This window comes from Halopiger goleimassiliensis, assembly GCF_000455345.1.
GTDB classification, from domain to species: Archaea; Halobacteriota; Halobacteria; order Halobacteriales; family Natrialbaceae; genus Halopiger_A; species Halopiger_A goleimassiliensis.
This window is the reverse complement of record NZ_HG315690.1, coordinates 765,316-777,219: the sequence shown is the minus strand read 5'-3', so window position 1 is coordinate 777,219 and position 11,904 is coordinate 765,316. Positions and strand designations below refer to the sequence as shown.

Annotated in this window: 14 protein-coding genes, 1 tRNA gene and 1 pseudogene; 7 read left to right on the top strand and 9 right to left on the bottom strand. The window is 66.8% G+C overall.

Annotated features, from left to right (window positions below):
- Positions 1-48 precede the first annotated feature (48 nt).
- Positions 49-327: an acylphosphatase gene (locus tag TX79_RS03835; protein WP_049925828.1), complete on the top strand. Its 279-nt coding sequence runs from the start codon at positions 49-51 to the stop codon at positions 325-327.
- 24 nt (positions 328-351) lie between these two features.
- Here TX79_RS03835 and TX79_RS03830 read toward each other — a convergent pair whose 3' ends face one another.
- Complete coding sequence (locus TX79_RS03830) at positions 352-696, bottom strand: hypothetical protein (protein ID WP_049925827.1); 345 nt, start codon at positions 694-696, stop codon at positions 352-354.
- 108 nt (positions 697-804) lie between these two features.
- Positions 805-1,302 (bottom strand): hypothetical protein, encoded by a 498-nt coding sequence (locus tag TX79_RS03825; protein ID WP_049925826.1) that lies wholly within the window; start codon positions 1,300-1,302, stop codon positions 805-807.
- Positions 1,303-1,409: 107 nt separating this feature from the next.
- On the opposite strand from TX79_RS03825, the gene TX79_RS03820 reads away from it, so the two are divergent.
- Genes TX79_RS03820 through TX79_RS03810 form a run of 3 tightly spaced genes read left to right on the top strand, consistent with a single transcriptional unit; the run spans position 1,410 to position 4,364 of the window.
- Complete coding sequence (locus TX79_RS03820; protein WP_049925825.1) at positions 1,410-2,837, top strand: bifunctional ADP-dependent NAD(P)H-hydrate dehydratase/NAD(P)H-hydrate epimerase; 1,428 nt, start codon at positions 1,410-1,412, stop codon at positions 2,835-2,837.
- Positions 2,830-3,348 carry a cyclic pyranopterin monophosphate synthase MoaC gene (gene moaC, locus TX79_RS03815; RefSeq protein ID WP_049925824.1) on the top strand — a complete coding sequence of 173 codons (519 nt, stop codon included), beginning with the start codon at positions 2,830-2,832 and terminating at the stop codon, positions 3,346-3,348. Before TX79_RS03820 ends, moaC begins: the two co-directional genes overlap by 8 nt.
- Positions 3,345-4,364 carry an NAD(P)H-dependent flavin oxidoreductase gene (locus TX79_RS03810; protein ID WP_049925823.1) on the top strand — a complete coding sequence of 340 codons (1,020 nt, stop codon included), beginning with the start codon at positions 3,345-3,347 and terminating at the stop codon, positions 4,362-4,364. The genes moaC and TX79_RS03810 overlap by 4 nt, the downstream gene beginning before the upstream one ends.
- A gap of 31 nt (positions 4,365-4,395) precedes the next feature.
- Here the strand turns inward: TX79_RS03810 and TX79_RS03805 are convergent, their stop codons facing one another.
- Entirely contained in the window at positions 4,396-4,830 is a 435-nt protein-coding gene (locus TX79_RS03805) for a DUF488 family protein, N3 subclade (protein ID WP_049925822.1), read from the bottom strand.
- A 59-nt stretch (positions 4,831-4,889) separates the two neighbouring features.
- On the opposite strand from TX79_RS03805, the gene TX79_RS03800 reads away from it, so the two are divergent.
- Positions 4,890-5,711, top strand: coding sequence for a nucleoside phosphorylase (locus TX79_RS03800; protein ID WP_049925821.1), 822 nt, complete (start codon positions 4,890-4,892; stop codon positions 5,709-5,711).
- Between the two features lie 4 nt (positions 5,712-5,715).
- Here TX79_RS03800 and TX79_RS03795 read toward each other — a convergent pair whose 3' ends face one another.
- The 5 genes from TX79_RS03795 to TX79_RS19560 all read right to left on the bottom strand — a co-directional run bounded on the left by TX79_RS03795 (position 5,716) and on the right by TX79_RS19560 (position 8,312).
- The gene (locus TX79_RS03795; protein ID WP_049925820.1) at positions 5,716-6,480 is read right to left on the bottom strand and encodes a mechanosensitive ion channel family protein; all 765 of its coding nucleotides are present in this window, start codon (positions 6,478-6,480) and stop codon (positions 5,716-5,718) included.
- A gap of 1 nt (position 6,481) precedes the next feature.
- Positions 6,482-7,294, bottom strand: a complete 813-nt coding sequence (gene dacZ, locus TX79_RS03790) for a diadenylate cyclase DacZ (protein ID WP_049925819.1) — start codon at positions 7,292-7,294, stop codon at positions 6,482-6,484.
- 167 nt (positions 7,295-7,461) lie between these two features.
- Positions 7,462-7,689 (bottom strand): DUF7860 family protein, encoded by a 228-nt coding sequence (locus tag TX79_RS03785; RefSeq protein WP_049925818.1) that lies wholly within the window; start codon positions 7,687-7,689, stop codon positions 7,462-7,464.
- Between the two features lie 318 nt (positions 7,690-8,007).
- Positions 8,008-8,092, bottom strand: a tRNA-Leu gene (locus TX79_RS03780).
- 46 nt (positions 8,093-8,138) lie between these two features.
- A complete protein-coding gene (locus TX79_RS19560) occupies positions 8,139-8,312 on the bottom strand; it encodes a hypothetical protein (RefSeq protein ID WP_195892451.1) in 174 nt (57 codons plus the stop codon).
- Positions 8,313-8,536: 224 nt separating this feature from the next.
- On the opposite strand from TX79_RS19560, the gene TX79_RS03775 reads away from it, so the two are divergent.
- A complete protein-coding gene (locus TX79_RS03775) occupies positions 8,537-8,845 on the top strand; it encodes a cyclin (protein ID WP_049925817.1) in 309 nt (102 codons plus the stop codon).
- A 150-nt stretch (positions 8,846-8,995) separates the two neighbouring features.
- Here TX79_RS03775 and TX79_RS03770 read toward each other — a convergent pair whose 3' ends face one another.
- Positions 8,996-9,463: a phosphopantetheine adenylyltransferase gene (locus TX79_RS03770; RefSeq protein WP_049925816.1), complete on the bottom strand. Its 468-nt coding sequence runs from the start codon at positions 9,461-9,463 to the stop codon at positions 8,996-8,998.
- Positions 9,464-9,629: 166 nt separating this feature from the next.
- Between TX79_RS03770 and TX79_RS03765 the strand changes: the two are divergent.
- Positions 9,630-11,886 (top strand): annotated as a pseudogene (locus TX79_RS03765) (NADP-dependent malic enzyme).
- The last annotated feature ends 18 nt before the right edge of the window (positions 11,887-11,904 follow it).

Genomic DNA, 11,904 nt, shown 5'->3' with positions numbered 1-11,904 from the left:
CGCGTCGGACGAACGGGATTTTTGGCGGCCGCGGTCGATGATCCGGACATGGCGGAGCGAACCCGCGCACACGTGTTCGTCTCGGGGACGGTACAGGGCGTCTACTACCGCGCGAACACCCGGGATACCGCACGCGAGAACGGCGTCGACGGCTGGGTGAAGAACCTCGAGGACGGCCGCGTCGAGGCGGTGTTCGAGGGGCCGAAAGCGGACGTCGAGGCGATGATCGAGTGGTGTCACACGGGCAGCCCCGCGGCGGACGTCGAGGACGTCGCAGTCGAGTACGAGGAACCGCGAGGCGAGGACGGCTTCGAGATCCGGTACTGAGGGCGGACGGCGAACTGACGGCGGCTATTGTGGGCTGAACCGATTCGTTCGAACGCCGTCGCTCGGAGTTCCGTCGTCACCGCCTCCGTCGCCGCCCCGGCTGTCGCCGTCCGCTTCGCCCGCCCACTCGCCGCGGTCGTCGTCGTAGACGTCGACGTGGTGGACCGCGTGCGGTGAGAGGAGGCGGTTCCCCTCGAGTTCGAGCCACCCGTTCGCGTGGACGACGATCGGACCCTCGTAGAGCGGCTCGTCCGCGTCTCGCTCGTCGTAGACGACGACGTCCTCGTAGACCTGCGTGAACGGGTTCACGTCGTCGGCGCTCACGTCGTCCGGAACGATCGACTCCGGGGAGACCATCGGCGGAAACATCGGTAGGTACTACGACGTCGGCCGGTGCCATGAATGTACTGTCGCCGACATGTCGGTCGAACGCGATGGTAGCGTGGCCTTCGGTCGCGCTGTGGGACCCGCGATCGGTCACGCGGGGTCGGACCGGTACTCCTCGAGCCAGGGCGGTTCCTCGCAGTACCGCCACTCGGCCATCTCAGCCTTCTCGCCTGCGTAGTAGGCGCGGTAGGCGGCGACCGGATCGCCGGGGCGTTTGTACTCGTCGGGCATCGTCTGCGGTCGGGGCGTCGGCTCCTCGCTCGGGAACTCGATCGCGTCGGGGTCGATACGGTCGATCACCTGCCAGCTCGCGTGGTCGTCGTCCTTCCCGTAGCGCTCGACGAACTCGGCGTTGAGCGCCTCGGCGTGGTCCCGCAGGCGCAGCCAGTTCGCCCGCGATTCGATCGCCCACTGCGTGACGGGATGATCGACGTGAGTGGATCGATAGAGAAAGTCCGCGTCGTAGCCGTTCTCCCGGGCCGCCGTACAGAGCACCTGTGCGGCCTCGAGCAGCAGTTTGTTGACGTGCTGATCGCAGTGATAGCGCGCGGCGAGCCGCGGATCCTCGTCGAGCCAGAAGACGTTCACGCCGGAGAGAGGGACGCGATCGGGTTGGTCGTATTGCCTAACAGAGATGGGTCCGCGCCGTCGTGGGGTCCGCAACGTTGAACGGTTGTCCGGTCGAACCTGCAGGTATGATTACAGGCGAGCGGATGGCCGCCGTCGACGAGAACGCCGCGGCGCTGGGCGTGCCGCGCAAGCAGTTGATGGAGTCGAGCGGGAACGCCGTCGCCAGCGTCGTTCGCGAGGTCGCCGACCCGGGCGCGACGGTCGTGATCGTCGCCGGACGCGGGAACAACGGCGGCGACGCGTTCGTCGCTGCCCGCTTTCTGGACGCGTACGACGTCACCACACTCCTGCTGGGCCGCTCCGAGACCATCGGGACCGAGATCGCCCGCGAGAACTGGGACGCCTTGCAGCGAGCGGGCTACGACGCCCGCGAGGTGACGGACTCGAGCGGGTTCGACCTTCCGGACTGCGACGTGGTCGTCGACGCGATGTTGGGAACGGGGATCAGCGGCGACCTCCGGGAACCCGCCGCGACCGCGGCCGAAGCGATCAACGCGGCGGACGCCACGGTCGTCTCTGTCGACGTCCCCTCGGGCTTCGACGCCGACGGAGGCGACCACGCCAACAACGGGGTGGCGGCCGATCGGGTCGTCACGTTCCACGATACGAAGCCCGGACTCGAGGCCCTCGACTGCGAGGTCACGGTCGCCGACATCGGCATCCCGGCCGCCGCCGAGCGGTTCGTCGGTCCGGGCGACGTTCGCCTCGCTCGGCCCGACGACCGCGACGGCCGCCCCTACGTCATCGGCGGCGGTCCGTACACCGGCGCGCCCGCGCTGGCTGCCCAGGCCGCCTTGCGGGCCGGCGCGGAACTCTCCTTCGTCGCCGCACCCGAGTCGGTCGGCGGCGAGATCCAGGGGTACGGCGAGGACCTGATCGTCCAGCCCTACGAGGAGGACGTCCTCACCCCCGAGGTAGCCGACGACCTTCTCGAGACGGCCCAGCAGTACGACAACGTCGTCGTCATCGGTCCCGGTCTCGGGACCGCCGACGAGACCCTCGAGGCGACCCGCCAGTTCCTCTCGGCGTACGCCGGGCGGGCCGTCGTCGACGCGGACGCGCTCGAGGTCGTGCCCGAGGTCGAGACCGACGCGACGCTGGTCTGTACGCCCAACCGGCGGGAACTCGCGCGGATGGGCGGCCCCGACGCGGACGACCTCGCGGCGGCCGCCGACGAGATCGAGGCGTTCGCGGCCGACCTCGGTCATATCGTCCTCGCGAAGGGGGCGAACGACGTGATCACCGACGGCGAGCGCACGCGGATCAGTCGCTCCGGGGCCGTCGGCATGAAGGTCGGCGGTACCGGCGACACGCTGGCGGGAATCGTCGCCGGACTGCTCGAGGGCGCGGAGCCGATGGACGCCGCCGCGGCGGCCGCTCACGTCAACGGTCTCGCGGGCGAACGCCTCGCCGAGGCCGACGCACACGGCTTCCTCGCCTCCGAGCTCCTCGAAGAGATTCCCCGAGTGCTGTGGGGTGAGAGCGATGCCTGAGGAGGAGTCGGCGGCGGACTCGAGCGCCGACGGGCTTACCCACACCACCGACGAGGGCGACGTGCAGATGGTCGACGTCGGCGACAAACCCGACAGCGAGCGACGTGCGGTCGCCGCCGGCGAGATTCGCCTGCGCCCCTCGACCGTCGAAGCGATCCGCGCGGACGAGATCGGGAAGGGCGACGTCCTCGCGACGGCCCGCGTCGGCGCGATCCAGGCGGTGAAACACACCTGGGAGACGATCCCGATGTGTCACCAAATTCCGATCACGAACGTCGACACCGAGTTCTCGCTCGAGGCGGACCGCGTGGAACTCCGGGTCGCCGTCGAGACCACCGGGAAGACGGGCTGCGAGATGGAGGCTCTCGAGGGGGTCACGACCGGCCTGAACGTCGTCTGGGACATGGTCAAAGCGGTGGAAAAAGACCAGGACGGGCAGTACCCCGAGACGGCCATCGAGAACGTGCGGGTGCTCGAGAAGGAGAAACGACGGCCGGAACCCGACGAATGAGCCTCGAGACGCCCCTCTGTGAGGTACTCGGCGTCGACTACCCGATCGTGCAGGCCCCGATCGGCAGCGCCACGAACCCGGCCCTGGCCGCGGCGGTCTCGAACGCCGGCGGACTCGGCCACCTCGCCGTGACCTGGCGCGATATCGACGAGACCGAGCGCGTCGTCCGCGACACCCGTGATCGGACCGATCGTCCGTTCGCCGTCAACCTCGTGCTCGACGAGGCGACGACCGTCGTCGACACCGAGGCGCACCTCGAGGTCGTGCTCGAGGCGGGCGCGGACGTCGTATCGTTCTCCTTCGGCGACGCCGAACCGTTCGTCGAGCGGGCGCGCGACGCCGGGGCGACCGTCCTGCAGACGGTCGGCAGCGCCGACGAGGCCCGTGCGGCGGTCGCGGCGGGCGTCGACGTCGTCGTCGCACAGGGCCGCGAGGCGGGCGGCCACGTCCAGAGCGAGGTGGCGACGACGGCGCTGGTCCCCCGCGTCACCGATGCGGTCGGCGAGGAGGCTCCCATCGTCGCCGTGGGCGGGATCGGCGACGGTCGCGGCGTCGTGGCCGCGCTCGCGCTCGGCGCTGATGGAGCCTGGCTCGGGACCCGATTCGCCGCGACGCGGGAGGCCCGTATTCACGAGACCTACCGACAACGATTGCTCGAGAGCGACGAGACCGACACCGCCTACACGACGGCGTTCGACAAGGGGTGGCCCGGCACGCCCCACCGCGTCCTCGAGAACGAGACGCTCGAGCGCTGGGCCGACGCGGGCGAACCCGCGCCGGGGGAGCGACCGGGCGAGGAGGACGTCGTCGCGACGACCGCCGACGGCACGCCGATCGAACGGTACGACGAAGCGCTGGCGACGCCGGACGTCGACGGCGACATCGCGGAGATGGCGCTGTTCGCCGGACAGAGCGTCGGCCTGGTCGACGACGCCCCGTCTGCCGAAACCGTCGTTACGGACGTCGTCGCCGAAGCGGAGGACCGACTGGCGAACCTGGTCGATCGAGGGGGCTGAGCCGGCCGCGACCGCCGTCACTGGCGGGAAATTAGGAACGGCGCTGCTCGAGCACGTCCCGCAGAATCGTCCGGTGACACCGTTTCTTCGCCGTGTTCTCGTAACAGACGAGCGTCAGCGGCTCGCCCGACTCGAGTCGATTCTCGAGGTCCGCGAGCGCCGCCCTCGCATCCGCGGACGACTCGAGGTGGTCGCGATACGCGGCTTCGAACTCGAGCTCATCCCAGGCGGCGTTGTGTGCGCCCTCCTCGCAGAGGCCGCGCAGCTTCAGGTCCTCCTCGGTCTCGCGGAAGGACTCGAGCAGGGCTTCGGGCGGCCCGAGTTCGGGGTGATTCTCGTCGACGGTGCCGTGGAACCACGGCGCGGGTTTGCGAACGACGCCGACGAGCGTCGTCCCCGCCGGCAGGTCCGCCAGGTCGTGCTGGAGTGCTGCGAGATACGTGTCGGTCAGCCGTCCGCGGTCCATACCGACCGTAGGCGCGTCCAGCAGTTATATTCGGCGTCGGTTCGAATCGCCGATATTCGATGGCACGCGACAGCGAAGATCCCAACGCGGACGTACAGTACCACCTCGAGGTCGCGCCCGACGACGTGGCCGAAACCGTGCTGTTGCCGGGCAATCCCGAGCGCCTCGAGAAGATCGTCGCCCACTGGGACGATCACGAGGAGCGAGCCCACCACCGCGAGTACCGGACGGCGACGGGGACGACCGAGGGGACGCCCATCTCGGTCACGTCGACGGGGATCGGCAGCCCGTCCGCGGCGATCGCGGTCGAGGAACTGGCCCGCGTCGGGGTCGAGACGTTCATCCGCGTGGGCTCGTGTGGCGCGCTCCAGGCCGAGATGGACGTCGGCGACCTCGTGATCAGCACGGGCGCGGTCCGACAGGAGGGCACCAGCGACGAGTACGTCCGCGAGGATTACCCCGCTACGGCGGACCACGAGGTCGTCTCGGCGCTGATCGCGGCCGCCGAACGGCTCGGCTACGACTACCACACCGGTATCACGATGAGCGCCGACTCCTTCTACGCCGGTCAGGGACGGCCTGGCTACGAGGGTTTCGAGGCCGCCGGCTCCGAGGAGTTGGTCGCCCAGCTGAAGGAGGCCAACGTCAAGAACATCGAGATGGAAGCGAGCGCCATCTTCACGCTCGCGAACCTCTACGGCCTCCGTGCGGGGGCCGTCTGTACCGTCTACGCGAACCGGGAGACCGGCGAGTTCGCCACGGAGGGCGAGTCGAAGGCCGCCGAGACCGCGACGCTCGCGACCCACCTGCTCGCGAAGATGGACGCCAAGAAACGCGAGGTCGGTGCTGACCGCTGGCACGCGGGCCTCTCGCTCGAGTGAGCGGCTACTCCCGGATGCGGACGATCTCGTCCTCGAACACCTTTCGGTTGGGAACGATGTACTCCTCGGACTCGTCCTCGATCTTCGTCACGAAGAGGTCGACCTCCTGGACGATTCCTGACTGGTCGCCGATCCTGATCTCGTCGCCGATCCCGTAGGGCTGGTTGAGCAGCAGGTAGATCCCCGCGGCGCTCGAGACGAGGAAGTCCTTGAACGCGAACGCGCCGACGACGACGGCACCGGCGGCGATGATCGCGAGCAGGATCACCAGCGGGAAGATGTAGACGCCGATCTGGCCCAGCGCGATCAAAAAGGTCACGTAGAGGACGGCGTACTTGACGAGTCTGGGGATGACCGAGACCTCGGGGAGTTTGACGCCCCGGAGGTACTCGCTGACGATCAGTTCGCACTTGTCCGCGACGATGAACCCGAGAATGAGCACGAGGACGGCGATGAACACCTGCGGGACGAACTGCGTGACCCGAAACCAGAAGGCGTCGGTGTCGAGCAACTGGGCGATGTGGATCGCCGTCAGGACGGCGATCCCGTAGATGAACCACGAACTCAGGCGGGCGACGATCTCGACCGTCGAGGTGCCCAGCGACTGGGCCGTCCGCTCGAAGGGGGTTCCCTCGACCGCCTCGGGGACGCCCGAGGCCGAGAGCAACTCCTTGTTGAGGCGGCCGACGAGGTAGCCGACGACCAGCCCCAACACGAGGACCGCGGCCGCGATGACGGCCGGTTCGTCGATCAACGTCTGCCAGTCCATATCAGTACGCCTCCGGGTCGACCTCCAGGATGAGTTCGCCGCCTTTGAACGCCCGCACGAGGCCGTCGCTCTCCGAGAGGACGATCGCGATCGCGTTCGTATCCCGCGTGATCGCGCCGCCGGCCATGTGCCTCGCGCCGAGTCCTTTCGGAATGTCGACGCCCTCCGCGGACGGCTCGAGGTAGCGGTACGCCGAGACGATCTTGCCCGCGTCGGAGATGACGAACGCGCCGTCGAGCCGCGAGAACTCCTTCAGCATCACGTTCACGATCGGATCGCCGACGTGGACGTGGGACTTCTCGAAGGGGTTGTACGACAGCGGGCGGGACTTGTTCATCACCTTGCCGGCGTCGCCGACGACGAACAGCGCGCCGACGGGTTTGCCCTTCTGGCCCTTCTTCCCGAGTTCGATCGCCAGCTCGAGCACCGACTTGATGACCTCGGGCTCGGGCCGGGATTTCGCGAACAGGTCGTAGATGCCGGTGTGGGCGTCGGCGTTCGCCCGCACCCGCGAGACCGTATCGATCTCGTCCTCGAAGACGCTCGTCGCGCACGCCAGTTCGTCGCCGTCCTCGATGACGCCCTGTTCCAGCGCTCCTTCGAGACCGAAGCGAACCCGTTCGGCGACTTCCGCGAACTCGAGCGGGAGTTCGACGAACGTCTCCGCGCCGACGTCGTTTTCGGTCCCGACGACGATCACGTCCAGCTCCTCGAGATCCGTGAACCGTTCGTAGTACGACCCGCTCGGTCCGAAGAGTAATACTGCGTCGACACCCGAGACGAGGTCCCCGAACACGTCGTCTACTCCGGCCATTGCTCATACAAGTCGTGCGCGCTTGAATAAGCGTTTTGGAGCGTCTGCCACACGTCCGCCGCTTGTTCCGGATTCACTCGAGTGTATCGAACGTGAACCGTTCGTGAACGAAGCTGCCAGCTTCGATCGAGCCACGTCTCGTCGGATCCGGACGCCGAAGGCTGCGGTTACTCCGTCAGCGGCAGGACGATCCCGAACAGCAGGACCGAGAACAACCCGACGAGAATTCCGAGGCCTTCGGCGTACATAAAGAGGAGGTGTTCCCAGCCGGGGAGGCCGTGGAACACGAACCGGCCGACGATCTCGCCGAGCGCACCCAGGGCGAACATTCCGGCCCCGACCAGGAAACCGGTCTTGGTCAGAAACGCGTACTCGAGATTCCCGTATCGTCCCATACGTCCGGACGTGGCCCTGCCGATCTATCAACTTTCCGTTCGATCGGAAGGGGTGCCAGCGAGCGCCCGACGCCAGCGTGACTACTCTCCACTCATCCCGATCAGACGGACGCAGCTAAAACTGGCTTCTTTCACCGGTCGCTCGAGTACTCGGTAGTACGCCTGGTTGGTCTCTCACGAGTTCGTGGAGCGTGCGCGGGACCGGGACCGGATTCGAACCTCGCCGAGACGGTCGGCCTCACTTCGTTCGGCCGCTGCGACTCGTCTGGTTCGAATCCGCTGATCGCATTCTCCGCTCACGGAGTTGTTCGCGGAGAATGCGCGGGACCGGATTCGAACCGGCGGACCCCTACGGGACAGCGTCCTAAGCGCTGCGCCGTTGGCCTAGCTTGGCTACCCGCGCTCACACACGGATTTTCACGAACCGAGTAAGAACCTGTCGATCCGCACTACGTGTGTTTCACTGGCTCCTCGGGCGACCAGTCGGGGGGAACGATGAACGTCACGTGTTCCGGGTCCCGAAGCTGATGGAGTTCCGCAGCCTGTTCGGCCAGCGATCGATCCCGATACGGCATCTCGAGGCCGCAACCGGTACAGACCAGCTTGCAGGTTGGCTCCTTCATGGCGGACGCGGGCCCGAACGTGGCGGGCGACTGGCGTCGTCTCCCGGTTGGTGGCTCCGGGGCTTAAGTAGTCGTCTCCTAGTCGAGACACTGCAGGAACCCGACGGTGTCGTTCGATTCGTAGCCGGTCCTTGGAGCGAGTAGCAGGATGTTGGGGTTTAGGGTGCGGATTGTTAGCACGCCTATTCCGGACGTTTATTTCGATCGCCCGACTACCGTGCCCCATGCACAGCGCACGGGATCGAGTCGCCTACGAACCCTGGCTCGAGGAACTCGAGGACGTCGCCGATCGGCTCGATCTCTCGACGGAGGCCCGCACCTGTGCGGTCGATCTCTTCCTCACGGACGTCCCCGAGTCGGACAGATCCAAGCGTGCAGTCCTCGCAGCCTCCCTCTATGCGGGGTCGTTGATCGCCGGCGACGGTCGGACTCAGGGTACGGTCGCCGAAGCCGCCGAGGTCTCTCGGCTCTCGATTCAGAGCCGCTGGAAGGACCGACTCGAGGCCGCGGGACTCGAGCCGCCGAAGTGGTAAGGCCACGCCGGCGACCGTTTCGTCGGTCACGGTGACCCTGATTTCTGGAAGGGCTACCGTAAGTGTTCAATATCGAAAACGACCGGTAGGACGTACGTATCGGTAATAGCCGACATGTTCGCGGCGTGTACGGGCGACCGCCGAAGGGAGTTATTCGTCGTCGACGACGTTCCCGTGTTCGTCGATTTCGCCCTGAACGATCCGCGTGCTCGAGATGATGTCGCCGTCGTCGGCGAGCACGTGGGGGACGACGACGATCTCGAGCGGGTCGTGGCCGCGCTCCTGGCGGATCTCGTTGATCCGTTCTCCGCCGTCTTTGGTCTCCGGTGAGACGACCAGATAGTCGAACTGCGGCTCGGTCGCGATGCCCGTCGGCGACTCGAGTTTTCGAACCTCGAACGTTCGGTCGTAGTCTGGGGCGATCGATTCGAGTTCGTCCTCGAGGGCCTGCCGCCGTTCGTCGAAGGGACGGATCGGTCGATCGACGGATCGCGTCTCGGGTGCGAGGTCGTCGCTCGTCAGTCCGACCGTCACGTCCCCGAGTTCGAACGCCCGTTCGAACAGTTTTCGGTGACCGTCGTGAACGGGGTCGAACGTCCCACCAAGCGCGACGTCCATACCCCACGTCACTCCCGCGGTTCGTATAAAACGGTCGAATCGTCGACCGTGACGTGATCCGATAGCCGAAACCACGAACGCTCCAGCAGCGGATTAGCAGTGAGATCGACAATTGTCGATACACCCCTTCGCATCCTTTTTAGTGATCGCCCATAGTGGTCCCTGTATGGGATTAGACGAGGACGCGCTCGACTACCACCGGACCGATCCACCGGGAAAGATAGAGATTTCGACGACGAAACCGACGAACACGCAGCGCGATCTCTCGCTGGCGTACTCGCCGGGCGTCGCTGCGCCCTGTACGGCCATCGATGCAGACGAGACGGAGGCCTACACGTACACGGCGAAGGGCAACCTCGTCGGGGTCGTCTCGAACGGATCGGCCGTGCTGGGACTCGGCGATATCGGTGCTCAAGCCTCCAAGCCCGTCATGGAGGGGAAAGGCGTCCTCTTCAAGCGGTTCGCGGACATCGACGTCTTCGACGTGGAACTCGACGAGGCAGATCCCGACAAGATCGTCGAGGCCGTCAAGATGATGGAACCGACCTTCGGGGGGAGTCAATCTCGAGGACATCAAGGCCCCGGAGTGTTTCACCGTCGAGGAGCGACTGCGCGAGGAGATCGACATCCCCGTCTTCCACGACGACCAGCACGGGACAGCGATCATCTCCGGTGCGGCCCTGCTCAACGCCGCCGACATCGCCGGCAAGGACCTCGAGGACCTCGAGATCGTCTTCTCGGGGGCCGGCGCGAGCGCGATCGCGACCGCCCGCTTTTACGTCTCGCTCGGCTGCGAGAAGGGGAACATCACGATGTGTGACTCCTCGGGGATCATCACCGAGGAGCGCGCCCGCCGCGGCGACGTCAACGAGTACAAACGCCAGTTCGCCCGCGACGTGCCGGAGGGCGATCTGGCGGACGCGATGGCGGGGGCGGACGTCTTCGTCGGCCTCTCGATCGGCGGCATCGTCGACCAGGAGATGGTCCGGTCGATGGCCGACGATCCGATCGTCTTCGCGATGGCCAACCCCGACCCCGAAATCGGCTACGAGGAAGCCAAGGCGGCCCGTGACGACACGGTCATCATGGCGACCGGCCGCTCGGACTACCCCAATCAGGTCAACAACGTCCTCGGGTTCCCCTTTATCTTCCGCGGCGCGCTGGACGTCCGCGCGACCGAGATCAACGAGGAGATGAAAGTCGCCTGCGCCGAGGCGCTGGCCGAACTCGCCCGCGAGGACGTCCCGGACGCCGTCGTCAAGGCCTACGGCGACGAACCGCTGCAGTTCGGTCCCGACTACATCATCCCGAAGCCGGTCGATCCGCGCGTCCTCTTCCGGGTCGCACCCTCGATCGCCGAGGCCGCGATGGAGTCCGGTGCCGCCCGGACCGAGATCGACCTCGAGGCCTACGAGGAGGAACTCGAGGCCCGCCTCGGCAAGTCCCGCGAGATGATGCGCGTCGTCCTCAACAAGGCCAAGAGCGACCCCAAGACGGTCGCGCTGTCCGAAGGCGAGAACGAGAAGATGATTCGGGCGGCCTACCAGATCCAGGAGCAGGGGATCGCCCTGCCGATCCTGATCGGCGACGAGAGCGAGATCCGCCAGACCGCCGCTAACCTCGGCCTCGACTTCGACCCCACCGTAGCGGATCCGTCGGTCGGCGACTACGAACACTACGCCGACCGACTTCACGAACTCCGCGCCCGGAAGGGGATCACCCGGACCGAGGCCGGCGAACTCATCGAGCGCGACTCCAACTACTTCGGCAGCGTGATGGTCGAACAGGACGACGCCGACGCCCTGCTGACGGGACTGTCCCACCACTACCCCTCGGCGCTGCGGCCGCCGCTGCAGGTGATCGGCACGGCCGATGACGTCGATCACGCCGCCGGCGTCTACATGCTGGCGTTCAAGAACCGCGTCGTGTTCGTCGCCGACGCGACGGTCAACCAGTCGCCCGACGAGGAGGTCCTCGCCGAGGTCACGAAACAGACCGGCAAACTCGCACGGCGGTTCAACATCGAACCGCGCGCGGCCTTGCTCTCGTACTCGAACTTCGGCAGCGTCGACAACGAGGGCACCCGCAAGCCCCGTCGCGCCGCGAGCATGCTCCAGGACGATCCCGAGGTCGATTTCCCGGTCGACGGCGAGATGCAGGCTGATACGGCCGTCGTCGAGGACATCCTCGAAGGGACGTACGGCTTCTCCGAACTCGAGGAGCCTGCGAACGTGCTCGTCTTCCCGAACCTCGAGGCCGGCAACATCGGCTACAAACTGCTCCAGCGGCTGGGTGGGGCCGACGCCATCGGCCCGATGCTGGTCGGGATGGACAAGCCGGTCCACGTCCTCCAGCGCGGCGACGAGGTCAAAGACATCGTGAACCTGGCGGGCGTGGCGGTCGTCGACGCACAGCAAGAGTAATATCGCCAGCCGCCCCAG

What these genes read in the sequence shown, in the direction of transcription:
- TX79_RS03810 (WP_049925823.1), top strand. Translation starts at nt 3,345, where the DNA reads ATGAGCCTCGAGACGCCCCTCTGTGAGGTACTCGGCGTCGACTACCCG.
- TX79_RS03835 (WP_049925828.1), top strand. Translation starts at nt 49, where the DNA reads ATGGCGGAGCGAACCCGCGCACACGTGTTCGTCTCGGGGACGGTACAG.
- TX79_RS03805 (WP_049925822.1), bottom strand. Translation starts at nt 4,830, where the DNA reads ATGGACCGCGGACGGCTGACCGACACGTATCTCGCAGCACTCCAGCAC.
- TX79_RS19560 (WP_195892451.1), bottom strand. Translation starts at nt 8,312, where the DNA reads ATGAAGGAGCCAACCTGCAAGCTGGTCTGTACCGGTTGCGGCCTCGAG.
- TX79_RS03795 (WP_049925820.1), bottom strand. Translation starts at nt 6,480, where the DNA reads ATGGACTGGCAGACGTTGATCGACGAACCGGCCGTCATCGCGGCCGCG.
- TX79_RS03785 (WP_049925818.1), bottom strand. Translation starts at nt 7,689, where the DNA reads ATGGGACGATACGGGAATCTCGAGTACGCGTTTCTGACCAAGACCGGT.
- TX79_RS03770 (WP_049925816.1), bottom strand. Translation starts at nt 9,463, where the DNA reads ATGGACGTCGCGCTTGGTGGGACGTTCGACCCCGTTCACGACGGTCAC.
- TX79_RS03820 (WP_049925825.1), top strand. Translation starts at nt 1,410, where the DNA reads ATGATTACAGGCGAGCGGATGGCCGCCGTCGACGAGAACGCCGCGGCG.
- TX79_RS03830 (WP_049925827.1), bottom strand. Translation starts at nt 696, where the DNA reads ATGTTTCCGCCGATGGTCTCCCCGGAGTCGATCGTTCCGGACGACGTG.
- TX79_RS03775 (WP_049925817.1), top strand. Translation starts at nt 8,537, where the DNA reads ATGCACAGCGCACGGGATCGAGTCGCCTACGAACCCTGGCTCGAGGAA.
- TX79_RS03800 (WP_049925821.1), top strand. Translation starts at nt 4,890, where the DNA reads ATGGCACGCGACAGCGAAGATCCCAACGCGGACGTACAGTACCACCTC.
- dacZ (WP_049925819.1), bottom strand. Translation starts at nt 7,294, where the DNA reads ATGGCCGGAGTAGACGACGTGTTCGGGGACCTCGTCTCGGGTGTCGAC.
- moaC (WP_049925824.1), top strand. Translation starts at nt 2,830, where the DNA reads ATGCCTGAGGAGGAGTCGGCGGCGGACTCGAGCGCCGACGGGCTTACC.